The 24357-nt window shown below is 39.1% G+C and carries 26 protein-coding genes; 9 read left to right on the top strand and 17 right to left on the bottom strand.

Annotated features, from left to right (window positions below; translation table 11 throughout):
• Position 1 precedes the first annotated feature (1 nt).
• The 3 genes from HYG79_RS02815 to HYG79_RS02805 all read left to right on the top strand — a co-directional run bounded on the left by HYG79_RS02815 (position 2) and on the right by HYG79_RS02805 (position 3295).
• Positions 2-2311 (top strand): M1 family metallopeptidase, encoded by a 2310-nt coding sequence (locus tag HYG79_RS02815; protein WP_179240653.1) that lies wholly within the window; start codon positions 2-4, stop codon positions 2309-2311.
• Between the two features lie 89 nt (positions 2312-2400).
• Complete coding sequence (locus tag HYG79_RS02810) at positions 2401-2721, top strand: Sec-independent protein translocase subunit TatA/TatB (protein ID WP_179240652.1); 321 nt, start codon at positions 2401-2403, stop codon at positions 2719-2721.
• Position 2722: 1 nt separating this feature from the next.
• Entirely contained in the window at positions 2723-3295 is a 573-nt protein-coding gene (locus HYG79_RS02805) for a phosphatase PAP2 family protein (RefSeq protein WP_179240651.1), read from the top strand.
• Here HYG79_RS02805 and HYG79_RS02800 read toward each other — a convergent pair.
• A complete protein-coding gene (locus HYG79_RS02800; protein WP_179240650.1) occupies positions 3261-3902 on the bottom strand; it encodes an O-methyltransferase in 642 nt (213 codons plus the stop codon). The two genes, HYG79_RS02805 and HYG79_RS02800, sit on opposite strands and share 35 nt — an antisense overlap.
• 58 nt (positions 3903-3960) lie before the next feature.
• Here HYG79_RS02800 and HYG79_RS02795 point away from each other — a divergent pair, with 58 nt between their 5' ends.
• From HYG79_RS02795 to HYG79_RS02785, 3 genes are all read left to right on the top strand, one after another.
• Entirely contained in the window at positions 3961-4428 is a 468-nt protein-coding gene (locus tag HYG79_RS02795; RefSeq protein WP_179240649.1) for a GNAT family N-acetyltransferase, read from the top strand.
• A 52-nt stretch (positions 4429-4480) separates the two neighbouring features.
• On the top strand, positions 4481-5761 hold the full coding sequence (kynU, locus tag HYG79_RS02790; RefSeq protein WP_179240648.1) for a kynureninase: 1281 nt from the start codon (positions 4481-4483) through the stop codon (positions 5759-5761).
• Between the two features lie 147 nt (positions 5762-5908).
• Complete coding sequence (locus HYG79_RS02785) at positions 5909-7054, top strand: MFS transporter (protein ID WP_179240647.1); 1146 nt, start codon at positions 5909-5911, stop codon at positions 7052-7054.
• Positions 7055-7064: 10 nt separating this feature from the next.
• Here HYG79_RS02785 and HYG79_RS02780 read toward each other — a convergent pair whose 3' ends face one another.
• Positions 7065-7742 (bottom strand): hypothetical protein, encoded by a 678-nt coding sequence (locus HYG79_RS02780; RefSeq protein ID WP_179240646.1) that lies wholly within the window; start codon positions 7740-7742, stop codon positions 7065-7067.
• Positions 7743-7862: 120 nt separating this feature from the next.
• On the opposite strand from HYG79_RS02780, the gene HYG79_RS02775 reads away from it, so the two are divergent.
• Complete coding sequence (locus HYG79_RS02775; RefSeq protein ID WP_179240645.1) at positions 7863-8411, top strand: ClpP family protease; 549 nt, start codon at positions 7863-7865, stop codon at positions 8409-8411.
• 305 nt (positions 8412-8716) lie between these two features.
• On the opposite strand, the gene HYG79_RS02770 is transcribed toward HYG79_RS02775, so the two are convergent.
• From HYG79_RS02770 to HYG79_RS02755, 4 genes are read right to left on the bottom strand one after another with little or no spacing between them, the layout of a single operon-like run.
• Positions 8717-10249, bottom strand: coding sequence for a cryptochrome/photolyase family protein (locus HYG79_RS02770; RefSeq protein WP_179240644.1), 1533 nt, complete (start codon positions 10247-10249; stop codon positions 8717-8719).
• The gene (locus HYG79_RS02765; RefSeq protein WP_179240643.1) at positions 10250-11542 is read right to left on the bottom strand and encodes a DASH family cryptochrome; all 1293 of its coding nucleotides are present in this window, start codon (positions 11540-11542) and stop codon (positions 10250-10252) included.
• A 38-nt stretch (positions 11543-11580) separates the two neighbouring features.
• Positions 11581-11715 carry a DUF2256 domain-containing protein gene (locus tag HYG79_RS02760; protein WP_179240642.1) on the bottom strand — a complete coding sequence of 45 codons (135 nt, stop codon included), beginning with the start codon at positions 11713-11715 and terminating at the stop codon, positions 11581-11583.
• Positions 11705-12349 (bottom strand): flavin reductase family protein, encoded by a 645-nt coding sequence (locus tag HYG79_RS02755; RefSeq protein WP_179240641.1) that lies wholly within the window; start codon positions 12347-12349, stop codon positions 11705-11707. The genes HYG79_RS02760 and HYG79_RS02755 overlap by 11 nt, the downstream gene beginning before the upstream one ends.
• A gap of 153 nt (positions 12350-12502) precedes the next feature.
• On the opposite strand from HYG79_RS02755, the gene HYG79_RS02750 reads away from it, so the two are divergent.
• Positions 12503-13843: an FAD-dependent oxidoreductase gene (locus HYG79_RS02750; protein ID WP_179240640.1), complete on the top strand. Its 1341-nt coding sequence runs from the start codon at positions 12503-12505 to the stop codon at positions 13841-13843.
• Here HYG79_RS02750 and HYG79_RS02745 read toward each other — a convergent pair.
• The 4 genes from HYG79_RS02745 to HYG79_RS02730 form a co-directional block, all read right to left on the bottom strand.
• Positions 13832-14197 (bottom strand): DUF2834 domain-containing protein, encoded by a 366-nt coding sequence (locus HYG79_RS02745; protein WP_179240639.1) that lies wholly within the window; start codon positions 14195-14197, stop codon positions 13832-13834. The two genes, HYG79_RS02750 and HYG79_RS02745, sit on opposite strands and share 12 nt — an antisense overlap.
• Complete coding sequence (locus HYG79_RS02740) at positions 14190-14561, bottom strand: DUF4174 domain-containing protein (RefSeq protein WP_179240638.1); 372 nt, start codon at positions 14559-14561, stop codon at positions 14190-14192. The genes HYG79_RS02745 and HYG79_RS02740 overlap by 8 nt, the downstream gene beginning before the upstream one ends.
• Before the next feature lie 134 nt (positions 14562-14695).
• Complete coding sequence (locus HYG79_RS02735; RefSeq protein WP_179240637.1) at positions 14696-15475, bottom strand: zinc ribbon domain-containing protein; 780 nt, start codon at positions 15473-15475, stop codon at positions 14696-14698.
• Between the two features lie 5 nt (positions 15476-15480).
• Positions 15481-16575: a Nif3-like dinuclear metal center hexameric protein gene (locus HYG79_RS02730; RefSeq protein ID WP_179240636.1), complete on the bottom strand. Its 1095-nt coding sequence runs from the start codon at positions 16573-16575 to the stop codon at positions 15481-15483.
• A 48-nt stretch (positions 16576-16623) separates the two neighbouring features.
• Here HYG79_RS02730 and lpxK point away from each other — a divergent pair, with 48 nt between their 5' ends.
• Complete coding sequence (gene lpxK, locus HYG79_RS02725; protein ID WP_179240635.1) at positions 16624-17631, top strand: tetraacyldisaccharide 4'-kinase; 1008 nt, start codon at positions 16624-16626, stop codon at positions 17629-17631.
• Here the strand turns inward: lpxK and HYG79_RS02720 are convergent.
• The 7 genes from HYG79_RS02720 to HYG79_RS02690 form a co-directional block, all read right to left on the bottom strand.
• Positions 17612-19837, bottom strand: a complete 2226-nt coding sequence (locus HYG79_RS02720) for a tetratricopeptide repeat-containing hybrid sensor histidine kinase/response regulator (protein WP_317168472.1) — start codon at positions 19835-19837, stop codon at positions 17612-17614. The two genes, lpxK and HYG79_RS02720, sit on opposite strands and share 20 nt — an antisense overlap.
• Entirely contained in the window at positions 19834-20844 is a 1011-nt protein-coding gene (gap, locus tag HYG79_RS02715) for a type I glyceraldehyde-3-phosphate dehydrogenase (RefSeq protein WP_179240634.1), read from the bottom strand. The genes HYG79_RS02720 and gap overlap by 4 nt, the downstream gene beginning before the upstream one ends.
• A gap of 50 nt (positions 20845-20894) precedes the next feature.
• Complete coding sequence (gene lipA, locus HYG79_RS02710; RefSeq protein ID WP_179240633.1) at positions 20895-21761, bottom strand: lipoyl synthase; 867 nt, start codon at positions 21759-21761, stop codon at positions 20895-20897.
• A gap of 302 nt (positions 21762-22063) precedes the next feature.
• On the bottom strand, positions 22064-22624 hold the full coding sequence (locus HYG79_RS02705) for an RNA polymerase sigma factor (RefSeq protein WP_179240632.1): 561 nt from the start codon (positions 22622-22624) through the stop codon (positions 22064-22066).
• 38 nt (positions 22625-22662) lie between these two features.
• Entirely contained in the window at positions 22663-22872 is a 210-nt protein-coding gene (locus HYG79_RS02700) for a membrane or secreted protein (protein WP_179240631.1), read from the bottom strand.
• 82 nt (positions 22873-22954) lie between these two features.
• Positions 22955-23713: an anti-sigma factor gene (locus tag HYG79_RS02695; RefSeq protein ID WP_179240630.1), complete on the bottom strand. Its 759-nt coding sequence runs from the start codon at positions 23711-23713 to the stop codon at positions 22955-22957.
• Positions 23710-24276: an RNA polymerase sigma factor gene (locus HYG79_RS02690; RefSeq protein ID WP_179240629.1), complete on the bottom strand. Its 567-nt coding sequence runs from the start codon at positions 24274-24276 to the stop codon at positions 23710-23712. Before HYG79_RS02690 ends, HYG79_RS02695 begins: the two co-directional genes overlap by 4 nt.
• Positions 24277-24357: the final 81 nt, after the last annotated feature.

Raw genomic sequence — 24357 nt, 5'->3', positions numbered from 1 at the left:
AATGAATAAAATCAAGTATTGTTTTGCATCACTTTTGTTTGTGTTCGCAGTAGCTGTTTCTGCACAGGAAGGAGAGCAAAAAGAAAAAGAACCTGGTCATGTAAACCAGAGTAAATTCAAGCAGTTGTACGAGGAGTTTGCGACTCCCAATACCTATCGTTCCGCATCTGGAGCACCAGGTCCCGATTACTATCAGCAGCAGGCCGATTATAAAATGGATATTGAGTTAGATGATAAAAACGCCAAGATCTATGGCGAGGAAACCATTACGTACACCAATAATTCCCCCGATGATTTAGAATTTCTTTGGGTTCAATTGGATCAGAACGTTCGTGCAAAGGATTCCAAATCCCCATTGAGAAATGGCGGTGGTGTGCCATTGGCCGAAACAACGGGCGGTTTTGCGAGCAAATATATGGGAGAGCCTTTTGATGGTGGTTTTAACATTGAATTTGTAAAAGACGCTTCTGGAAAGCCCTTGTCCTACACCATAAATCAAACGATGATGCGCATAAATATGGCACAGCCCCTAAAAAGTGGCGGTCAATATTCATTTTCGATAAAATGGTGGTACAACATTCCCGATCACACGGTAAACCGTGCAAGATCCGGATATGAATATTTTGAAAAAGATGGCAATCGTGCTTATGTAATCGCTCAATTCTTCCCAAGAATGGCCGTATATAGCGATGTTGAAGGATGGCAAAACCATCAATTTTGGGGCAGTGGCGAGTTTGCATTACCCTTTGGAAATTACGATGTTAACATTACGGTCCCTGCCGATCACATTTTAGATGCAACGGGAGTTCTGTTAAACAGGAAGGAAGTGTTTTCAAAAGATATGATGAAGCGATACGAACAGGCTAAAAAATCATACGATAAGCCAGTGCTTATCGTGACCCAAGCCGAAGCCGAAGCTGCGGAAAAATCATTCTCGACCAAAAAGAAAACTTGGAAGTTTAGGGCCGAAAACGTCAGGGATTATGGTTTTGCCACGTCTCGAAAGTTCATTTGGGACATGCAGGCCGTAAAAATAGGAAACAAAGACGTGATGGCGGTTTCCCTTTATCCCAAAGAGGGTAATCCTTTATGGGAAGACTATTCGACCAAAGCGGTAGTACAGACTCTAAAATCATATTCCCACTACACGTTTGATTACCCATATCACAAGGCAATTTCGGTACATGCGAAGAATCAGGGAATGGAGTATCCCATGATTTGCTGGAACTACGGCCGCCCCAATGAGGACGGTACGTATTCCGATAGGGTAAAGTACGGTATGATCAGTGTTATCATACATGAGGTGGGCCACAACTTTTTCCCAATGATCGTAAACTCTGATGAGCGCCAATGGGGATGGATGGATGAAGGTCTCGATACTTTTATGCAATATTTGGCTGAACAGGATTTCGGCAAGGCAAACCCAGAAGTGATTGCACCTAACACCAAATACCCATCCCGTAGGGGAGAGCCGTCCAAGATTGTACCATATATGAGCGGAGATCAAAGTACGATCGCCCCAATAATGTCCAATCCGGAAAATGTATATCAGCTAGGGCCAAATGCCTACGGAAAACCGGCCACTGCCCTCAATATTTTAAGAGAAACGGTCATGGGTCCCGAACTTTTTGACCACGCTTTTAAGACCTATTCAAAAAGGTGGATGTTCAAGCACCCATCTCCCGAAGATTTTTTCAGGACTATGGAAGATGCTTCCGCAGTGGATTTGGATTGGTTTTGGAGAGGTTGGTTCTACACCACCGATTATGTTGATATTGGGGTAGAAGGCGTTAAGAAATATTATGTTTCCGATAAGCCTACCAAAAAAATGCAGGAATATATGTCCGCTAGAAATTTGACCGAAGCGGATCTACCACCATTGGTCTATTTAGCAGAAGAAGGCAGTGAGGATTTTGATGCCAACCTAAAAGGAAAATCACCGTCCGAAAGCTCTAAGACATTAAAAGAGTTTATGATGGACAACATGACCGAAACGGAACGTGCCGCAGTAAAAGAGCCAAAATACTTTTACGAAGTAACCTATAACAAACCTGGTGGTATACCCATGCCGTTGATCGTTGAATACACCTACGCCGATGGTAGTAAGGAAAACATTACGTATCCGCCGGAGATTTGGAGAAAGAACGATGACAAGGTAAGTTTGGTCCTATCTTCACAAAACGAGTTGACCAACATCGTCGTAGATCCAAAAGCTGAAACTGCTGATATTGATACAACGAACAATTCGTGGCCTAGAAAAGATGAAAAATCTGATTTTGACCAAATGAAAGAGAGTATAAAGGGTAAATAATCTTTTTATTTTGAATAGAACAAGCCCCATAATTTATGGGGCTTTTTTTATATAGCTGAAAAACTTCTGATTATATTTGTGTCATGTTTATGAACTTTTTTCTTTTTATAAGCGGAGGCGAAATTTTCTTTATCATGTTCATTGTGGTAATGGTTTTTGGTGCCGACAAAATCCCCGGCATTGCTAAAGGATTGGGGAAAGGTATGCGCCAACTCAAGGATGCTACCGAAGATATTAAACAAGAGATTCAAAAAAGTGCCGAAAAACAAGGTATTGATACCGATTTCGTTACCGATATCAAAAAAGATATCGATGATGTCAAAGAAAATATGACATCGGGACTCAACAAAGAGATTGGTGGCGTAAAGGATACCGTTGAAGACATTAAGGGCGCAATCAAAAGAAAATAACATGTTGGAAAAGCTGTTGCAATGGGACAGGGATACCTTTGTCTACCTGAATAATTTAGGTGTTGACGAATTTGATGTATTTTGGTCCACGGTTACCAAATTTCCTACATGGTTTCCATTGTTTTTTCTTTTCATATTTCTGTTTTTCAAAAAATTTGCCAAAAAAGAGGCGTTGTATATGATTCTATTTGTTTTGATTACTTTGGCCTTTGTGGCTACTGTGACCGATTTGACCAAAGAAGTGGTCGCACGGTTACGCCCTAATAACGACACCGAAATCAATATGTTGATTCGCATTTTAAGAAGTCCCAGTGGTTATAGTTTCTTTTCGGGTCATGCTTCGAGCTCTTTTTCGGTTACGACCATAGTAGTGCTTTTTCTGCGAAAACGGTTTAAATGGAGTTGGTTGTTCTTTATATGGCCTATACTTTTCGCCTCAAGCCGAATATTTGTCGGCGTTCACTTTCCGATTGATATACTTGTTGGTACTTTGGTCGGTATACTTTCTGCTTTTATGTTTTACAATGTATATGTAAAATTTATAGTACCCTACTTAGGGTTAACCCATCCCTAATAGGTAAGAGAACGGTCTGGACCCTTTTATCCTCTTTACGCTTTTTATTGTACTCTATCAATACTTTCGTAGCCTTGTCTTTTGAATGTATAGGTTCTACTACCTTGCCGGACCACAGAACATTGTCGGACAGGATTACACTGCCGGGTTTGGTCTTTTGTATCACTGCTTCAAAATACATATCGTAGTTTGCTTTTTCCGCATCAATAAAAACTAAATCAAACGTTTTGTCCAGTTTAGGTACAATATCAAGCGCATCTCCCGTGTGTTGTATGATTTGTTTTCCAAATCCGCTTTTGTCAAAATAGCGACGCTGCAGGGCTGTCAGTTCCTCGTTTACATCTATCGTGTGTAATTGCCCGTTTTTTTGAAGTCCTTCGGCCAAACACAATGCGGAATACCCGGTGTAGGTGCCTATTTCCAATATGTTTGTGGGGTTGATGATTTTGGACAGCAGACTTAATACCCTTCCTTGAAAATGCCCTGTGATCATCCTGGGTTGAACAACTTTTAAATACGTTTCCCTCGTTAGTTCTTGCAACAGTTTAGGCTCGTTTTCAGAATTGTCCCGTATGTAATTTTCCAATGCTTGGGATAGAAAATGCATAGTTCTTTTTTTTGTAAATATATAGTACTTTCGAATATCCACCATTGTAGTATACGGTATGAACAACTTTATTGTGCGAACCGCCAAAACTGGAGATATAGAGGTTTTGTTGGAATTTGAACAGGAAATTATCAAGGCAGAGAGACCTTTTGACCCAACACTTGGGGACGACCCGATTACATATTACGATTTGGACCAGTTGATTCGTTCCGATGATGCCCAGGTTATGGTAGTGTCATACAATTCTACTATAATCGCCTCTGGATATGCGCAGGTCAAAAGGGCACGTCATTATTTGAACCATGAACTCTATGCATATTTGGGTTTTATGTATACGCACCCCGATTTTAGAGGTAGGGGAGTGAATAAGCTTATTTTAAATGCGCTTCGGGAATGGTCTGGTTCCAAAGGGCTAAAAGAAATTAGGCTTACCGTTTACGATGAAAATTTTTCAGCAATAAGGGCATATGAAAAAGCCGGTTTTAAAAAGCACATTATTGAGATGCGTATGCCCAGCGATGACTAAAGTTTGAAGGCAGAAATCTAAATTGAAGTCGTAAATTTGAAAAAAAACTGTTATGAGCTTTCAAAATACGTTGAATTTTGCCCAAAAGCTTGATGCCGACGATGCACTTCGAAAATATAGGAATGAGTTTCATTTTCCAAAAGTAAACGGGAAAGAGGTCATTTATTTTACGGGAAATTCGTTGGGCCTACAACCAAAACGCACCCAAAAATTCATTGATGGGGTAATGGCCGATTGGAAAAATCTCGCCGTTGAAGGCCACTTTTATGCTGAAAAGCCTTGGTGGGATTACCACGAGCGTTTAGCGGCCCCGTTGGCCAAAGTTGTTGGTGCCAAAACTAAAGAGGTCTCGGTAATGAATACACTTACCGTAAACCTTCATTTGTTGATGGTCTCATTCTACAGGCCTACCAAGACTAGGTACAAGATTCTTTGTGAAGAAAAAGCGTTCCCGTCCGATCAATATATGTTTCAAAGTCAAGTCAAATGGCATGGCCTTGACCCCGATGATGCAATTGTAGAACTAAAAAAGCGGGATGGGGAACATTTTTGGAGAACCGATGATATTCTCAAGAAGATAGCTGAAATAGGCGACGGGTTGGCTTTGGTGCTTATTGGTGGTGTGAACTATTATAGTGGTCAGGTTTTTGACATGAGAACGATTACAGCGGCGGGACAATCCGTTGGCGCAACCGTTGGATGGGATTTGGCGCATGCGGTAGGTAATATTGATTTGAAGCTTAACGAGTGGAATGTGGATTTTGCGGCGTGGTGCAGTTATAAATACATGAATAGTGGCCCGGGAAATGCATCCGGAATATTCGTTAACGAAAAATATTTGGACCGAAAGGATATCCCAAGATTCGAGGGTTGGTGGGGAACCAAAAAAAATACCCGTTTTTTGATGAAACCTGAGTTTGACCCCATGCCCAATGCAGATGCATGGCAAATTAGTAACGCTCCTATTTTATCGGTAGCCCCATATTTGGCTTCTTTGGAAATGTTTGAGGAAGTTGGTATGAAAGCCCTTATCCAAAAGCGAAATACACTAACGGCTTATTTGGAATACGTACTTCATGAAATTGATGCAGAAACGGAAAATAGCGACTTCGAAATTATTACACCAAAAGAAAGGGGATGTCAGCTTTCCGTGTTTTTACATGGCCAGGGAAGACCCTTGTTTGATTATTTGATGAAGAATGGGGTGATTACGGATTGGCGCGAACCCAATGTCATCCGTTTGGCACCTGCCCCCTTTTATTGCTCGTTTGTGGATATGTACCGGTTTGGCAAAATTTTGAAGCAAGGTATATGCGCTCAGGTCAACCAATAAAGGGATTTTTACCTGTCTGAACTTTATCGCCAAATGTAATTAATGTTAATATGACGTATTTCGAAAGCTTGTTATGCCTTAAAAGCTCAAAGGCCGTTCAACCGAACGGTCTTTTTTGGTTTATATTCGTAAATTATCTTATTAAATATGAAGTCTCTTCAACTTATCCTTTCAAATCCCAGGTATTTTGGTCCGGCATGGGTTTTTGCCAGCCTTAATATTTTATTCGGTACATGGGCCATCTATATTCCAACGGTAAAGGGTGATTTGAATATTGACAAGTCCCAATTGGGAATTGCTATTTTTTTTCTGTCTCTAGGTGTTTTTACGGTTTTTCCCATCGCTTCGACCCTTATAAATAAAATTGGGGTCGGTAAAGCTACTTGGTATGGGGTTATCACGATTTGTATTGCAGCTCTACTCCCCTTGCTAGCACCGGGTTATTATAGTCTAATGGGGGGCTTATTTCTTTTTGGGGCTTCACAAGGGTTTACCGATATCTCTATGAACACTTTAGTAGCAGAACTTGAAAAGGAGGATGATAAAAAAATAATGTCTGCTTCACATGGTTTCTTTAGTTTAGGTGGTGTTTTGGCAGGCTTGGGAAGTTTTTTGATAGGCCCTTTGGAGAGCCCCATACTGCATATGGGAATTGCCATTACCTTAGTTTTTGGAGTGAATCTTTTGTTTTGTAAACATTATAGGCATGTAGTGGCAGCCCCTGTAGAGAAAGAGGTGTTTAGTCTTAAATTGTTCAAGCCCCTATTGCTTTTAGGGCTGATATCCTTTATAGCCATGGGGAGCGAAGGCGCAATTGTGGATTGGAGCGGATTGTATTTAAAGGAAATAAGTATGGCACCAGAAGCCTTGTGGGGAGCGGGCTTTTTAGGTTTTCAGGTTACCATGACATTAGGGAGGTTCTTGGGCGACGGTATTAGTTCAAAAATCGGCTCTATAAAAATGATAGCGTTGGGTGCGTTATTGGTAATCAGCGGTTATATTTTTGTGCTGTTCGAAGGTACCTATTTGGCCATTATAGGTTTTGCACTTGCCGGATTGGGTTTCTCCGTTATGATACCGGAAAATTTTAGAATAGGGGGGAATATGAAAGGAGTGGACTCCTCGCAAGGGGTTTCTTTTATCGCAGGTACAGGTTATGCAGGTTTTTTATGCGCTCCGCCCATTTTAGGGTTCTTGGCCGATGTATGGTCACTAAAAGCCTCGTTCGTAGTGCTCTTGGCATGTGCCTTTTTTATTCTGGTAGCCACTTTTTTATTGAAACGAAAAAAATAAAATCTTAGGTTTATTTGGTTTTAACGTCCAAGCCGGTAAAATATAGTTTAAAACTACCTTCGGCATTTTTGTGCATGGTAGGTATTTTTAGTCCGCTTATTTCCCTATAATCTTCAAAGGTAGTGGTCATTGAGGGCTGCGGTTGATTTCCCTTTCTAAAAACCCATTCTTTAATGATATAATCGTCCCCAAAATAAAAGTCGTAGGCATCACCAGGGGTATAGCCGCCTTCAGAACCGTAAACAATGGTCAATTTTTGCATCGTTTTTTTACTGATTGGTGCTGTGCTCGAAACATGATGTGTGTGCGATATGTTATCCGAATCCCATATCAATTGATACGGGGTAAGCAACCAGTATTTATCGTTTATAAAGCTACCATTGGTCTTGTAGGCGGTACTGTCCATATTTGACCAATTATACCTCAAGGTCTTGTCAGCGGTAATGGCCGTGATATCGTTGTGGTCAGTTTCCCAAATCCAGGAACGCTCAAAGTGGGTTGTATCCCTATCCACATTGAAAGTGAACTTGATTTCTGACACGTTGTCCCAATTTTGAAAACCGTGGGCATTGGCTATTTTTTCTAAAGTAGAGGTTTCCTGAATATCGGTTTTGTTGGCTATGTCGGAAATTATAAAGCTAGATGTGGTTATTGCGATTACGATGCACAAAAGTGTGATTTTTTTCATTTTTATCGGTTTTGTACAAAGATAAACGGTTTCATATGGATAATTTAAAATCGATGGATTTATCCAGATTATAATTCCCGATAATTTAAGTATTTTTGAAGTTCAATAAGCAATAAAAAAATGAGTTCAAAAAAAGGAAAAGTTCAAGAAGCGATCGACGAAAAATTACTTGAGGAAAGAAAGGTATTTTTATGGGGAATGGTAGATGACGGTTCGGCCAAGCATGTAATAGACCGTTTGCTGTATTTGGATATGCAAAACAATAAGGAAATACAATTGTTCATTAATAGCCCGGGAGGTTACGTTACTTCTGGTTTTGCGATGTACGATACCATAAAATCATTAAAAAGTCCTGTTTCTACGATTTGTACCGGCTTAGCGGCCTCAATGGGATCCATATTGTTATCTGTAGGAAAAAAAGGAAGACGTTTTATCCAACCGCACGCCCAAGTTATGATTCACCAACCCAGCGGGGGTGCAAGAGGGCAGGCTTCCAATATTGAAATTCAAGCCAAGGAAATCATAAAGACCAAAGAATTGAGTGCACAGATTTTGGCGGATAACTGCGGACAAAAATTTGAAAAGGTCCTGAAGGACTTTGACCGCGACTATTGGATGAACGCAGAAGAATCGATTACATACGGTATCGTAGATGGTATATTGGAATGAGCACTACAATCCTAAACAGAAAAAATCCTTCATAAACCTAATATGAAGGATTTTTTTTGAATATATATAGACGCTCTCGCGGAATGTTCCCTTTATTTACGGGTTAAAGTAGCAGTAAGGATTATGGCCTTACGTTAAAAAAATATTAAACTAACCCATTGTGCATTTTGAGAGGTGAAAAATCGTACTTCGGCTCAGCTCGGTGGAGCTGTTGAGAACAATTTTTTGGTCAAAATTCTTATCCGTTTCAATCTTGGAATTCACTCGAATTGACAGAATTTCATCAAAATATAAAATGGGTCATACTAGTATTTTTCGGGATTTTCAATTATCTCTCGTGCGCGTTCCTTTAAATCGGCCAGTTCTTTTTTGTCCTTTTTGTTTAAAAGGTTCATCATCATGGCCATGCGGTTGTTGTTCTTGAAATGTTCCTTTTTTTCATCGAGGAAATTCCAATATAGGGCATTGAAAGGGCAAGCATTCTCTCCCAGTTTTTTAGTGTGTGAATAGGAACAATCGCTACAGTAGTTCCCCATTTTATTAATATAGTTGGCACTGCTTACGTAAGGTTTGGTAGCCACAATGCCACCGTCGGCAAACTGGCTCATGCCACGGGTATTGGTGATTTCTACCCATTCAATGGCATCAATATACACGCCCAAATACCATTTGTCAACTTCATCGGGATGAATTTGGGTAAGCAAGGCATAATTGCCGATTATCATTAAACGCTGTATGTGATGCGCATAGGCCTCGTTCAAGCTTTGGCCTACGGAATGTTTTAAGCAGTTCATTTTGGTATCACCCGTCCAAAAGAAATCAGGCAGTTCGTTATGGTTGTCCAGCTCGTTCAATTTTGAATAGTTTGGCATTTCTTTCCAATAAATGCCCCGCATATATTCGCGCCATCCTAAAATTTGGCGTATAAAGCCTTCTACCTGTGATATGTCTATTTCCTCGGTATTTTCATAATAATGGTCCAATACTTTGATGATGACCTCTTTTGGTGAGAGTATTTTGCTGTTCATGGCAAATGAAACCCTGGAGTGAAATAGAAATTTTTCATCCGTATGCATGGCATCTTGATAGTCCCCGAAATGTACCAATAGATTTTTGCAGAAATAGTTCAAGACCGATAAACAATCCGCCCTTGATGTTGGCCAGTTAAAATTATCGGGTTCAATAGTGCCGAACGTCTCTACGCCCGCCTTTTTGATGTCTTCAATTGTTTTTTCAACGTTTTTTCTAAAGCCCCTTTCGTGTGGAATTTTAGGTTCTCCTTTCCATTTTTTGCGATTGCTGTGGTCAAAATTCCATTTACCGCCATCGGGCTGATCATTGACCATCATAACATCATGTTTTTTGCGCATCATGCGATAAAAGTTTTCCATGATGAGCTGCTTTTTTCCAGAAAAAAAGTTTTTCAACTCATACCTAGAGGTGTAAAAATGTTCGGAATCAACTGCTGCGCTTTCTATGGTCAGGTTTTCAGAGATAGCTTTTAATTGTTCATCCAACCGATATTCGTCTGGCCATTGGTATTCAAATTTTTCTGCACCGGTTTCCCCAATATAGGTTTTTATGATTTTTTCCAAATCATGCGGATTGTTTTCATCTGTAATGTTCAAGTAGATAAATTGATGTCCTTTTTCCTGTAGTTCTTTGGAAAAGTTTCGCATGGACTCAAAAAAAGCGACCACTTTTTGGATATGATGTTTTACATAATCGGTTTCCTGGCGCATTTCGGCCATTAAATATGTTACATCATCATTGGTCTCATTGAACCAAGAATGTTTTTGGTTGAGTTGATCGCCCAATACTAATCTTAACTTTTTCATTTAAAATAAAGTGTTTTGTAACCAAAGGTTTTGAAACCTCCCGTTGCTATCGTACATGTCCGCTTGGCGTTTGATATTGAATTTTCTATCTCTGGGGTCGTTGCCCACACCGCTATTGTACATCCAATTGCCCCAATTGCTATGTACATCGTAATCTATCAGCATGCTCTCAAAATAGGCTGCGCCTATGCGCCAATCCTGCTCCAGTTCTTTGGCCCAAAAGCTAGCGACGTTTTGTCGACCTCGATTGCTCATCCAACCGGACAAGGTAATTTCTTTCATATTGGCGTTTACAAAGGGTTCCTTTGTGTTCCCGGAAATCCATCTCTCTTTTGCCTCATCTGAATTTTGCCAATGGTATTCCTTGTTTAAAATACCGCTCAGGTGAAAGATCGTATTACCATGTTTTAGGGAAACATATTTAAAGTAATCGCGCCAAATCAGTTCAAAAACAAGCCAATAAGTGTCTTGGTTTTTTTTTACTTCTTTTTCGAAACGCTTTACCTCCCAATAAATGGTTTTGGCAGAAATACTACCGTTGGCCAACCAAGCGGATAGTTTGGAACTGTAGTCCTTACCCACCAAACCGTTTCTTGTTTTTTTATAATAGGCCAGTTTTTTGGTTTCCCAAAAGTATTCCTCGATTCTATGCAGCGCTTGCTGCTCACCGCCCTTGAACGGAAAGGCGGTACGTGGATCTGTTTCAAAATCGTTAAATCCCAAATCTTTAAGGGAGGGAATTTCGGTTTTGCTTGCTATGTAATTAGATTTTGGCATCGGTTCGGGTCTTTCTGCAAGTGGCCTGACCTTAGCGTATTTTTCACATTTTTTTCTGAAATTTGTAAAGACCTCCGGAATTTTTTCAAAGCTATCAAAAGGAATATCCTCTGGGTGAAATAGAAATTGGTCATAATGCTCTTCAAAATTGACAAGATCAGCAGTTTTTGCTATTACGGCATCCCGTGCTTGATTTTCATCCCTTGTCCATTCTTTTTGTAGAAATATGGTTTTTACGCCATGTTCTTTGACCAACTCTGGAATGATATCTTCCGGTCTTTTATGAAAAACGAAAAGCGGTATATGTAGTTTGTTTAGGTTTTCTTTAAGTTCGGTTATTGTCTCGATCAAGAATTTCGCCCGGTACTTTTCGGTTTTTTTAAAGCCAAAATCACCGGCCATAAACTGTCTAGGGTCAAAACAATACACTGCGACCACATTTTCCGATTCACAAGCTTTTGCCAATGATATATTGTCTGCAATACGCAAATCGTTCCGAAACCAAATTAAATTCATATGTGGGTTTGTTGTTTTTAGTTTTTTAATAGTACAGGTTACTTATTTCTCCTGCATTTTTCGCTGCAATATTTTATTTCATCCCAATTTTTCTCCCATTTTTTTCGCCAAGAAAATGGGAGTCCGCAAACTACACAGGTTTTTGTAGGTAGATTTTGCTTTTTATGCCCCATTTAAAATTGATTTGGTTTCTTGGTCTGGTTTTGCATAGGCGAACCTATCTACAAGTTTAGGTAGGGCATAGCCATCCAAGCCTATTGCGGTAATTGTTCCTGCTTTGTCCAGTTGTGCCCAACCATCCTCATGTTGCATGTTTTCCGGTAAATAAATATGCTCTATTGCTCCGATGATGAGAAGGCAACCATTTTCTTTTATCTCATATTCGTTTAAGTAACTACAGCCAATTTTTATGTTGCTTTCTTTTACGTATGGTGCAGTGAATTCATCTAAATACTCTTCGGTCAAATTGGTTTTTGAAAACTCGGAAACACCTGCATCATATTTTGCTGAAGTATGGTGAGCATCTTTAAGGATTGAAGTATTTACTTGATTTACGGTAAAATAACCGGTATTTTTAAAATTATCGTATGTATTTCTTCGTACGGTCAAAGGCCTTAGAACAAAACCCAACATTGGCGGATTACTACCTATGTGTATAACAGAATTGAATATGGCTATGTTACTAACACCGGATTTGGATTTTGTCGCCAACAGATTAGAGGATTTGTACCCTGTACAGCTATTTACAAGATTGGCTTTAAAGCGTGAAGGTAAACCATCAATAATTTCTCTGGAGAAATGTTTCATGCGATTTATTTTGTTTGATAAAATTAGTAATTTGTTGAACAAAATAAGTTAAGAGCTCTATAAATTATTTAGAATTTTGTTTTTTCTAAAGATTATGTTCAGTTTAATTTCAAACCCTTAATTTTAATATTCCTTAAAGTCTAGCGAAAATCTATGATTCAAACATCAAAAAATATTGCCATTATCGGCTCAGGGCTTGTGGGTTCGCTTTTGGCCATTTATTTAAAAAAATTGGGGCACGACCTCACCGTTTTTGACCGTAGGTCCGATATACGTAACATTCAATTTTCAGGGAGGTCAATAAATTTGGCCATGAGCAATAGAGGGTGGAAGGCACTGCGCGAGGTTCATATTGAGGACGAAATCAAAAAAATAGCCATACCGTTAGATAAGCGTGCAATGCACGTAATAGGTCAGGAAGAATACTATCAAAAATATGGTAGGGAAGGCGAGGCCATTTGGTCTATTTCTCGTGGGGTACTGAACAAAAAAATGATAGATTTGGCCGAGAATGCCGGTGTAAAGTTCAGGTTTGAGGAAAAGGTTTGGGACATTAATCTTCCCGAAGCCAAGATATACACCGGTGATACCGAAAAAAGTGCTTGGAAAGAGTATCAGTATGACATGGTTTTTGGCTGTGATGGTGCATTTTCACGTGTGCGGCACAAAATGCAGCGCCGCAGCCGATTTGATTATTCGCAGGATTTTATTGATGTTGGTTATAAGGAATTGACCATTCCCCCAAATAGTGATGGCAGCCATAAACTGGACAAATATTCCTTTCATATTTGGCCCAGAGGTAAATTCATGTTGATTGCCATGCCCAATTTGGACGGTAGTTTTACCTGCACCCTTTTTATGCCTTTTGAAGGCGAGGTTTCGTTTGAGAACATAAAAACAAAAGAACAGGCCAAATTATTCTTCAAAACCTATTTCCCCAATGTGAGAAAGGAGATAGAAAACTTGACAGGCGATTTTTTCAAAAATCCCACCAGTGCGATGGTTACCATGAAATGTTATCCCTGGACGTATTGGGATAAGGTAGCTCTCGTGGGCGATTCGGCCCATGCCGTTGTACCCTTTTACGGGCAAGGCATGAATGCGGGCTTTGAAGATATCTATGAGTTAAACCGTATCATACACAAATATGGCAACGATTGGGAAGCCATTTTTCAAGAGTATCAAAAAGAAAGAAAACCCAATGCCGATGCCATTGCCGAACTTAGCTATCGCAACTTTATTGAAATGAGCAGTAAAACGGCCGACCCAAGATTTTTGTTGCAAAAAAAGATTGAAAAGCACTTCGCCGCCAAGCATCCCAATAAATGGATTCCCGCCTATTCTCGGGTTACTTTTTCCGACAGGCCCTACGCAGAAGCCTTAGCTATCGGAGATGCTCAAGAAGAAATAATGAAAAAAATAATGCTATTGCCCAATATTGAAGAAAAATGGGGCTCGGTCGAAATTGAAAATAAGATACTTTCATTGTTGTAGAGTCAGTTTGTTCTTTCTTATTTTTCTTTCCCTAAAAAAAAGAAACAGGGGTAATGAGAATGCGATGGCTATCAAAAAAGTCAAGGGGATGAATAACCACCAATGGCTCATTTTGAGTTTTCTGGCCTCGTATATTAGCCAAACCAAAAAAGTTACGGCAACAACGCTGATATCGGCACTTATAGACTTTGCTGGCAAAGTGGTACCGGTCAAGGCTATAAAGTTTCCGATAGATGTATCTTCGCTATACATATAAAACAAGGTATTAAAATACCATGTGGCTGCCAAACCTACTACGGCCAGTGCAAGAAAAACAACTTCTATTTTCGTAAACCTGGGTTTTAATTTAGTCATCGTGTTTCATTTCGGATTTTCGCATGGGCATGCTATCTATAAAATCAAAAATGCGTTGCGGTTTTACCGTAAAGCTCTCTTTGAACTTAAGACCACTATCTTTTCCCAAGAGTGCAACGCCTTTAAAGGTTGATTCAATATCAAATACGTCGTATATTTCTTTTGCTCTTATTTTAGAATTTTTGCCATTGGGTAGGGCAACCCTGTCTTTTAATACTAGGAAAACAATTAGGTCCCTTTCCTGTATTTCGTCTTCAAGTTTGCCGAATTGTTCAAGCTGAGAGGTAAGGATATCGGTTTTAACACTATCTACCAAAAGTAAAATCCTATTCTTCCATTTATAGTCCGAAAAGGCTTGTCCCATGGTTTTATATGTAACGGATAATAAGACAAGCGTACAAAACAATACGATGCGTTTCACGGTATTTTTGTGGTAAGGTAATAAAAAAAGCCATCTGTTCTCAGATGGCTTACAAATTATCGTATTGAAAAACTTCACTATAATTTAGCGAACATTTTTTCCATTTTTTCTTGCTCTTCTTCAGCCAAGGTAGGGTCAACCAAAATTCTACCACTATGCTCATCGGTAATTATTTTTTTACGTGAAGCAATCTCAACCTGTACCTGAGGAGGAATGGTAAAGAATGAACCACCAGAGGCTCCCCTTTCAATAGGAACGACCGCTAGACCGTTCTTTACGTTGTTTCTAATGCGATTATACGCTTTTACCAAGCGCTCCTCAATATCTTTTTGAAACTTTTCGGATTTTTCTAACAGTGCCTTTTCTTCTTTTTCGGTTTCTGCTAAAATGGCATCCAGCTCACTTTTTTTGTGCTTTAGGTGCGCCTCTCGTTCTGCCAAACGTTCTTTGGTTTCGGCGATAACTTCTTTCTTTTGTTCTATTTGGGCCTTGAATTCCTTAATGTTTTTTTCTGCCAGTTGGATTTCAAGCTCTTGAAATTCCAATTCCTTGCTTATAGAGTTAAATTCACGGCTATTGCGAACATTCTTTTGTTGCTCGGCATATTTCTTGATCAAAGCCTTTGATTCCTCAATGAGGTTCTTTTTTGCACCAATTTCAAAATTTATGGTCTCAACATCGGTCTTTAATTTATCCATTCTAGTCTTTAATCCTAGAACATCGTCTTCAAGATCCTCAACTTCCAAAGGAAGCTCACCACGCACATTGCGTATTTCATCAACTCTAGAATCAATTAATTGTAAGTCGTACAATGCCCTTAATTTTTCTTCTACCGTTGCTTCTGCTTTTTTTGCCATATTTTTTATAAATACTTGATTGGATTGGTTTTACTTTCCGATAAATGGATTGCAAAATTAGGAATTTTTTTGGTAAGATAGTCAACTAAAAGGTTTTTTGTAAACTGCTCTGTCTCATAGTGCCCGACATCGGCGATAACCATACTTTTATCTGCCTTGTAAAACTCATGGTATTTTATATCCGCAGATACGAAAACATCGGCTCCCAGAGCTTTCGCGGTATCAATGGCAAAAGCTCCGCTCCCGCCCAAAACGGCTATTTTCTGTACTTTTTTATGAAGCAGTTCCGAATGGCGAATTACCGATACGTTCATTTTTTCTTTGAGCTGATACAAAAATTCGATTTCATTAATAGGTTTCACTAAATTACCGATCATTCCCATTCCTATATTCGCATCGGTATTGTCCAAGGTATATATTTCATAGGCCACTTCTTCGTATGGGTGATTTTCCAAGAGTGTTTTCACGATTTCGGATTGATGTGTTTTGGAGAAAACTATATTTATTTGAATTTCATCCTCGAAATGTGTTTTACCGGTTTCGCCCTTGGTGGGATTTGCTTTTTCACCGGCCCTGTATGTGCCAGTACCATCAATAGTGAAGCTACAATTACTGTAATTGCCGATTTCCCCGGCACCTGCTGCAAAAAGGGCATCTCTTAACCTATGTGCATCTGCCTTGGGGACATAGGTGACCATTTTTTTTAAAGTACCTTTTTTGGGTATAAGAATTTTTGGGTCTTTGATTCCCAACACCTCACATATTTTTGCATTAACACCCCTGTTTGAATTATCTAAAGCGGTATGCATGCTGTAAATGGCAATATGATTTTGAATCGCCTTAATGACTACCCGCTGCACATAATCGGCTCCCGTTATTTTTTTGAGTCCTGTAAAGACTATAGGATGAAAACTAACAATGAGGTTACATTTTTTTGCAATGGCCTCGTCAACTACATTCTCCAAAGTATCCAAAGTCACAAGTACGCCATTTACTTTTTGGTCTTTGTCTCCCACCAAAAGCCCTACGTTATCAAAATCCTCTGCATGGGATAATGGTGCCAATTCCTCAAGAATACGAGTTATTTCTTTTACTATCATTTTATAAATCTAAGCCATTCAAAGATAAAATATTATATTTTCGCCTTTATGTGGTTGCTCAGAAAAATACTGTTCCCCGTTTCATTGGTTTACATGGCCGTGGTATATCTACGCAATTATCTGTACGATATTGGTTTGTTCAAATCAAAATCTTACCAAATCCCGATACTATGCGTAGGCAACCTAAGCACCGGAGGAACGGGAAAAACCCCAATGGTAGAGTATTTGGTCTCGATGTTGAAAGATGATTTTAGGGTCGGGGTACTGAGTAGGGGGTATCGTAGAAAATCCAAGGGGTTTGTATTGGCAAATAAAAATAGTTCAGTAGAGGACTTGGGGGATGAGCCCTATCAGATCTATTCCAAATACCCCATGATAAGTTTGGCTGTTGATGCGAACAGACAAAACGGTATTTCCCACTTGAAAGAGATACATGAACCTGATATAATAATATTGGATGACGCATTTCAGCATCGAAAAGTGAAGCCGGGTTTTTTAATATTATTGACCTCTTATGGGGATTTGTATAGCAGTGATTGGTATTTGCCCACGGGAAATTTACGTGACAGTAAAAAAGAGGCAAAACGGGCAGATGTCATTATAGTGACAAAATGCCCAAAAGATCTAAGTGAAACAGAACGAGAAAGAATAATTGGACAATTAGGCCCTATAAGCCATCAAAAAGTATTGTTTAGCTATCTAAACTATCATGCTAAGGTTATAAGCAAAGACACTGTATATGAACTGGATGATTTTAAGGATACCAACATTACCTTGGTAACCGGTATTGCAAACCCTAAACCTTTACTTGACTATTTAAAAGGTAAGAATATTTCATTTGAACATTTGGCTTATAAAGACCATCATTTTTTTACCGAAAAGGAACTTGGCTTGTTCAACTCCAAAAAATGTATTCTCACTACCGAAAAAGACTATGTACGGCTAAAAGGTAGATTGGACACTATTTTCTATATACCTATTTCGCACCAATTTATAGGAGAAGGCAAGAAGGTGCTTCAAGAAAATGTTCAAAAATTTATGAGACCGAATCGTTGATCGATTTTTTATCAAAAATGTTCTCGCCGATTTTTTGGTAAAAAACATCGGGTTTAAAAGGTTTGGTGACAACATCGTTACACCCGGCGGCATAAAAACTTTCCAAACTGTCGTCCAATGAAATGGCGGTAAGTGCTACAATAGGAGTTTCCCTATCAAATTTTCGTATTCGGATAGTGGCTTCCTCACCACTTATTCCCGGCATGTGAATATCCATAAGAATGGCATCATAGCGGTTGTTTTTTGCATTTTCAACAGCTTCCATACCATTGTTGGCAATATCACACGTCATACCCTTTTTGATTAACATTTTTTTGGTGATGACCTGGTTTATTTTATTGTCTTCTACGACCATAAGATGTAAACCGTTAAAATCGTATTCCTTTTTTGTCATTTCAAACGGAATATCATCCATGACACCGTCTTTATATTTTAGGTTTAACGTAAAAAAGAAGGAGCTCCCTTTACCGGGCTCGCTATCCACTTCTATTTTACTGCCAAAAAGCCCCAACAAACTTTTGACTATGGTGAGTCCCAGACCGGTACCGCCGTACTCTCTGTTGATTTGTATGGAACCCTGTTCAAAACTTTCAAAAATGTTTTTTTGAAAGTCCTTGGATATTCCTATTCCCGTATCTTTTACCTCAAAATAGACCGATACCTCTTCATCATCTTTTTTTATTAGTTTAGTGATGACCGTAACTTGACCGTTTTTGGTGAATTTTAGTGCATTGCCCACTAAGTTTATGAATATTTGTGAGAGTTTTAAAGGGTCTCCCAGTAATGTGCCGGGCAAGTCGTTGTCATGCTCCAGAAGAATCGTAGTTTTATTTTCCTTGGCACTCTGTTGTAAGGAGTTGATGACCTCTGATAATATTTTCTTTAAACTGAACTCTATCTGCAAGGGTTCTAGTTTATCTGCGTCTATTTTATTTATCTGAAGGATATCGTTGATGAAATTGAGTAAATAATCTCCAGAAAATTTAAGTGATTTTAAATGTTCCAATTGGTTTTTGCTTGGACTTTCTTCCAACAAAAGATGTGTAAGGCCGGTTACCGCATACAATGGTGTACGTAACTCGTGGCTCACCGTGGACAAAAAGTTGGTCTTAGCTTCCATTGCTGAAACCGCAGCGTCCCGAGCGGTCTGTAGTTCCCTGTTTTTTGTGTATAGAAGGTCATTTGTCTTCAACTTTATCTGATTGTTACGATAAAGTGATACCGCTAGTAGGGAGATGATGGTCAAAAAGGCCGATACCAATATGGTGACAATTTCTGACCGGTTTTGGGATTCTTTAAGTTCTTGTATTTCGGTATCCTGTTTTTTTATGATTTCGTCTTGGTTTTCCTTATGTATCTCATCGGCCTTTCTTTCTTCTATTTTGGCTTTCTCGATAGTGAAGGTAGAATCTTTTACAGCCAATAAATTTTTGGCGTTTTCAAGGGATAAGGCGTAGTTGCCCGTTGTTTCGTAAAGTGAACTCAAGAAGGTGTTCAGCTCAAGCATCTCTTTGTAAAAAGAGTTTTTTTCGGCAATTTTTAATGCCAGTTCGGCATTTTTGATACTTTTTTCGATGTTGCCCCGCTCAAAATTGAGATTGGCCAGGCCCATGTAGGCTTTTGTGGTCAAATACTCTTTTTCGTAAATATCTGTATTGACGATTAGAGAGTTGTAGTTTTTTTTTGCACTTTCATATTTTTCTATCTCTAGATAAACATCTGCTTCTGCCAGTAAGATTTTGTTCAGGAGATTACGATCATTGCTCAATTGTTTGGCGTCGCCCAACATGTATATGGCCTGAAAATTATTTCCGCGTTTATATAGTCTTATGGCTTCGATATATTTGTGGACCGCACTACCATAGGGGTAGGCAATATCTTCTAACAATATTTCGGAACGGTCCCAATAAAATTCCGCATCATCATCTTTATCTAAGTTTAAATATAACAATGCAAATTTGTGATAGGCATCAATAAGAAGTTTTACGTCCTCGTTTTCTTCTGCCAATTCTGAAGCCTGTTTCAAGATATCAAGGGACTCGTTATTTTTATCTTGATTTTTTAGTTCTAGTGCTTTTGAAAAATAAGAACGTACTTTTTCCTCATACGCCGTATTTTCTTGGGAATGTAGATTTTGGAACATAAAAAGCAATGCCACAAAGGTGAGCACTTTCGCTAAAATGGTATGTAGCGCTACTGATTTCAAATAAATTTTTTCTTTGCCAATAGATTGATCAAATCGATCAATCTGCTGCTATAGCCGGTCTCATTGTCATACCAGCCTATGATCTTAACCATTTTTCCGATAACCGATGTCATCTGAGAATCAAACGTACAAGAATGATAACTATTGTTTATATCTATCGAAACTATAGGGTCTTTCGTATAAAAAAGTATGTTTTTTAATTCATTCTCTGATATTCGCTCAAATGTATCGTTTATTTCTTGAATTGATGTTTGTCTTTTTACGTTCAACGTTATATCTGTCAATGATCCATTGGGTACGGGAACACGTATGCCACAACCTCCTATAACGTTTGATAATTCTGGAAAAATCTTGGTCAATGCCTTTGCCGCTCCTGTTGTTGTGGGGATAATGGATTGCGATGCCGCTCTGGCCCTGCGCAAATCCCTATGGGGTTGATCATGCAGGCTTTGATCGGTAGTGTACGAATGTATGGTGGTAATATAAGCTTGCTCGATACCACAAAGGTCGTTTATGATTTTTAACATGGGAGCGGCATTATTGGTAGTACACGAAGCGTTGGAAATAATGGTGTCGTTTTCGTTTATGCTACCCTCGTTTATACCGTACACGACCATTTTGATATCATCATCACTAGGAGGAACGGAAAGAATCACTTTTTTGGCCCCATTGTCAATATGCGGTTGCAACTGGGTGCTACTTTTAAACTTGCCCGATGATTCAAGGACAACATCTATTTGGTGAGCTGACCATTCTATTTTGTCAGGTGTTTTGGCATTGCTTAGCTTTATTTCTTCACCATTGACGAAAATGGTGTCTTCGTTTGCAGTAATATCTTTATTATAGATGCCATGAATACTATCATACTTTAATAAATGGGCCAGTGTTTGAGCATCTGCAATATCGTTGATGGCCACTACTTTTAAATTTGGACGGTTGGCGGCCAACCTTAAAAAAGTCCTCCCGATTCTTCCAAAACCATTTATACCAATTCTGATTGTTTGCATAAGAAAAAAAATCCCGCAAAAGCGGGAATTTGGTCTAAGCCTTTAAAGGTTTAGTGTATGTGTTTATGTGCTTTATATGAAGAGCGTACCAAAGCACCGCTTTCTACATGCCTAAAGCCCATTTCCAGACCTATTTCCTCATATTTTTTAAACTGTTCCGGAAGAATAAACTCTTTCACCGGAAGGTGTTTTTTCGAAGGCTGCAAGTATTGCCCTATGGTCACTACATCAACATTTACAGACCTTAAGTCCTGCATGGTTTGTATCACTTCTTCTTCTAGCTCCCCAAGCCCGAGCATAATGCCCGATTTGGTTCGTTTGGCCCCATTATCCTTTAAGTACCGCAGTACTTCAAGGCTTCGTTCATATTTTGCTTGAATACGTACTTCTCGGGTCAACCGCTTAACGGTTTCCATATTATGGGAGACCACTTCGGGGCTTACCTCGATAATTCTATCTATATGTCTCTCAATACCCTGAAAATCTGGGATAAGGGTCTCCAACGTTGTTTCGGGGTTCATTCTTCTGATAGCATTTACGGTTTCCGCCCAAATTATAGATCCCATATCCTTTAAATCATCCCTATCTACCGATGTGATGACCGCGTGTTTTATTCCCATGATCTTTATAGAGCGCGCCACCTTTTCTGGTTCTTCCCAATCTACATCTTCGGGCCTTCCCGTTTTTACACCACAAAACCCGCAGGAACGTGTACAAACATTACCCAAAATCATAAAAGTAGCGGTACCCTCTCCCCAACATTCGCCCATGTTAGGGCAACTGCCAGAAGTACAAATCGTATGTAAATCATACTTGTCTACCAAGCTCCGAAGTTGTGTGTATTTTTTGCCCGTAGGTAACTTTACACGCAACCATTTTGGTTTTCCCTTTGGTGGTGCTACTGTCTCAATACTCATAAGCTAATTTTTATACAAATATACGAACTAATGAATTTATATAAAGTAGTCTTTTAATGGATTGCACATGCAATGCGACCTTGGGATTTTAAGAAAATTACACCACACCGATTATGCCCTTCGCGCATTTTGGGAGAACATGCATCAATATGTTGGTTCAGGCACAGATAATCATACCAGGGACTGGCTGAGTAGAACTATTATTTTTTCTTGAAACTCCTGTCCTTGGAACGACTTTTTATTCGTTTTAATCATAAGAAAATCACTCGAAATGACTGCGTTTCATTAAAATATGCAACAGCTTATTTATTCTTTATAATCTCTGCAAGTAGTTTTTTTGCCCGCAACAACTTAACTTTAATGTTGTTTATGGGTTCATTGAGTTCTTTGGCAATGTCGGCATAGCTCAGTTCATTGAAATACCTTAGATTGATGACCCTTTGGTAATGGGGTTTTAATTTTTTGATATCTTGGAGTAAATCTGCTAGATTTTGCTCGTTGATGAGGTTATCCTCGATAGTAGGTGTCTCGTCCAGCACCTTTTTAATGGCATCGTTGTTTTTACCCGTACTTTCTAAAATACTTCTCTTTCGTTTTCTGATGAGATCTACATGCAGGTTCTTGGAAATGGTAATCAGCCATGTTTTAAATTCATAGGACTCATCATACGTATCTATTTTATCAAACGCCTTGGAAAATGTCTGGATGGTAATGTCCTCGGCATCATTTTCATTTTTGGTACGAATGAGCTGAAAACCATAAACATCGTTCCAGAACATATCCAAAAGGGTGCTAAAAGCTATTTGGTTGCCTTTTTTGGCCTTTTGAATATTAAGGTACAGCGTATCTTGAGTTTTATCCAAACTTTGAGTATAAGGGGAATAGAATGAAGTGCTGTATTTTATTGAAACTCTGGGGCGGTGTCTTTTTTACAGTCCTGCTCGCTAGGTAATTTACCGCACATACCGCATGCTTCCCCTTCTTTGTTCAAAAAGGGGTTTTGGCTGGCGCAGGTACCAGAAAATTTACCGTCTTTTTTAGACCATATCTTAATCGCAATCCCAGCAAAGGCCAGCGCAAGAAGACCTATCGTTAAAAGAACCAACTTCATACTATGAATTTATTGTTGCAAAGATATAAAATAAAAGCCCCAATGAAAGGGGGCTTTATCATTACTTTTATAGCTACATGCGCTAGTATTTGATATCGGCAACTATATTTTCGACCGTAGGGGTTACATTGCCCCCTTTAGGTTCTATGGTAATGTAGCTTACTCCATTGTCGGCATATGGCATGGCCATTAATTTTTCTTTGTCCGCTGCTTCTTGGATAACTCCCAAGTTTATCATTTCGCCATTAACCTCTGCCCACATTTGAAAACACTGGTCTTCGGGCAAATTAGGCAACTTGCTCACATTAATGTAGGATAACTTTTTTATTGGATTTATGTAGGCCACAGCCTTTAGTTCTTTGGCCTTCTTATTGCCGCTTACATTATATTTTTTTGTTCCAGGATTGTTCAGCACAATAAACTGATTGCGTACATCTTCCAGCTGTTGTTTCCAGTCTTGTTCTAAATCTTTTATTTTATTGGTAACGATAGTATTCTCTTCTTGTAAATTTTGATTTTGGTCCCAGAAAATAAAAGCGGTTCCCGCAAATAGGCAAGCGGCTAAACTAGCTGCAATCGCATACCTGAAAAATATACTTTTACCCTTATTTTCTGCCTTGATCTTATTCAATATTCTTTCCCGAAGGCCTTCTGGGGTCTTTATGGCATGCATTTTGGCAAAAGTCTCCAAATTTTCCTGAAGCTCGTCGTAATTTTTCTTTACCTCGGGATACATGGCTATGTAGCGCTCAACCCTAAGGGTTTCTTCAGTTGTAGTGGTTCCCAACAAATACTTTTCCAATAAGTCGGTATCCAAGAATATGCGTATTTTTTCTTTCATAATCCAAATATTAAATAGAGCGATACTAGCATTGCCGGCCCGTAAATTTTCCTTAATTCACGTAATCCAATCTTTAATCTAGATTTGATGGTGCCCAAGGGTATATCCAGTTCGTCACTGGCTTCCTGTTGAGTCATCCCTTGAAAAAACAAGGCATCCAAAACAATTTGATACTTAGGTTCAATCTTATCCAGGTTTTCCCGAACATCCATAAATTCGGGCTTAATGCTTTCAACACCTAAATTATATACGTCCGAAACATCCATTTGGATTTCCTTGTCGGATTTTGTCTTTACGCTCCTTAATTTATCAATGGCCGTGTTTCTGGTAATACGAAAAAGCCATGTGAATAGCTTAGCTTTTGAAGTATCGTAGGAATCGGATTTTTTCCAGATTTTCACAAAACTTTCCTGTAGCACGTCCTGTGCCAATTCCTCATCCCTAACTACTTTGTACGCTACGCCATATAAAGTGTCGCCATAGTTTTCATAGAGTAGGGAAATAGCTTTCTCATTGCGTTCCTGTAGTAGTTCTACAATGTGTTTTTCAAGTAGTATACTCATATTCTAGGGCGTGATCAAAAAAATTAAGTATACATAGCATCCAAATGTTTCTTTTAGGACGTATATAAACTAAACGCTAAT

The sequence above is a fragment of the Costertonia aggregata genome, from assembly GCF_013402795.1.
GTDB lineage: Bacteria > Bacteroidota > Bacteroidia > Flavobacteriales > Flavobacteriaceae > Costertonia > Costertonia aggregata.
The sequence above is the reverse complement of the archived record's forward strand: the minus strand, read 5'-3'. Positions and strand labels throughout refer to the sequence as shown.

Bases quoted from the DNA above. Each gene is read 5' to 3' on its own strand.
- gap (WP_179240634.1), bottom strand. From the start codon at position 20,844: ATGCAAACAATCAGAATTGGTATAAATGGTTTTGGAAGAATCGGGAGG.
- HYG79_RS02740 (WP_179240638.1), bottom strand. From the start codon at position 14,561: ATGGGACAAGCCTTTTCGGACTATAAATGGAAGAATAGGATTTTACTT.
- lpxK (WP_179240635.1), top strand. From the start codon at position 16,624: ATGTGGTTGCTCAGAAAAATACTGTTCCCCGTTTCATTGGTTTACATG.
- HYG79_RS02775 (WP_179240645.1), top strand. From the start codon at position 7,863: ATGAGTTCAAAAAAAGGAAAAGTTCAAGAAGCGATCGACGAAAAATTA.
- HYG79_RS02760 (WP_179240642.1), bottom strand. From the start codon at position 11,715: ATGGGGCATAAAAAGCAAAATCTACCTACAAAAACCTGTGTAGTTTGC.
- HYG79_RS02805 (WP_179240651.1), top strand. From the start codon at position 2,723: ATGTTGGAAAAGCTGTTGCAATGGGACAGGGATACCTTTGTCTACCTG.
- HYG79_RS02695 (WP_179240630.1), bottom strand. From the start codon at position 23,713: ATGAAAGAAAAAATACGCATATTCTTGGATACCGACTTATTGGAAAAG.
- HYG79_RS02770 (WP_179240644.1), bottom strand. From the start codon at position 10,249: ATGAAAAAGTTAAGATTAGTATTGGGCGATCAACTCAACCAAAAACAT.
- HYG79_RS02735 (WP_179240637.1), bottom strand. From the start codon at position 15,475: ATGGCAAAAAAAGCAGAAGCAACGGTAGAAGAAAAATTAAGGGCATTG.
- HYG79_RS02745 (WP_179240639.1), bottom strand. From the start codon at position 14,197: ATGACTAAATTAAAACCCAGGTTTACGAAAATAGAAGTTGTTTTTCTT.
- HYG79_RS02815 (WP_179240653.1), top strand. From the start codon at position 2: ATGAATAAAATCAAGTATTGTTTTGCATCACTTTTGTTTGTGTTCGCA.
- HYG79_RS02800 (WP_179240650.1), bottom strand. From the start codon at position 3,902: ATGCATTTTCTATCCCAAGCATTGGAAAATTACATACGGGACAATTCT.
- HYG79_RS02795 (WP_179240649.1), top strand. From the start codon at position 3,961: ATGAACAACTTTATTGTGCGAACCGCCAAAACTGGAGATATAGAGGTT.
- HYG79_RS02780 (WP_179240646.1), bottom strand. From the start codon at position 7,742: ATGAAAAAAATCACACTTTTGTGCATCGTAATCGCAATAACCACATCT.
- lipA (WP_179240633.1), bottom strand. From the start codon at position 21,761: ATGAGTATTGAGACAGTAGCACCACCAAAGGGAAAACCAAAATGGTTG.
- HYG79_RS02750 (WP_179240640.1), top strand. From the start codon at position 12,503: ATGATTCAAACATCAAAAAATATTGCCATTATCGGCTCAGGGCTTGTG.
- HYG79_RS02690 (WP_179240629.1), bottom strand. From the start codon at position 24,276: ATGAGTATACTACTTGAAAAACACATTGTAGAACTACTACAGGAACGC.
- HYG79_RS02810 (WP_179240652.1), top strand. From the start codon at position 2,401: ATGAACTTTTTTCTTTTTATAAGCGGAGGCGAAATTTTCTTTATCATG.
- HYG79_RS02785 (WP_179240647.1), top strand. From the start codon at position 5,909: ATGAAGTCTCTTCAACTTATCCTTTCAAATCCCAGGTATTTTGGTCCG.
- HYG79_RS02700 (WP_179240631.1), bottom strand. From the start codon at position 22,872: ATGAAGTTGGTTCTTTTAACGATAGGTCTTCTTGCGCTGGCCTTTGCT.
- kynU (WP_179240648.1), top strand. From the start codon at position 4,481: ATGAGCTTTCAAAATACGTTGAATTTTGCCCAAAAGCTTGATGCCGAC.
- HYG79_RS02755 (WP_179240641.1), bottom strand. From the start codon at position 12,349: ATGAAACATTTCTCCAGAGAAATTATTGATGGTTTACCTTCACGCTTT.
- HYG79_RS02730 (WP_179240636.1), bottom strand. From the start codon at position 16,575: ATGATAGTAAAAGAAATAACTCGTATTCTTGAGGAATTGGCACCATTA.
- HYG79_RS02765 (WP_179240643.1), bottom strand. From the start codon at position 11,542: ATGAATTTAATTTGGTTTCGGAACGATTTGCGTATTGCAGACAATATA.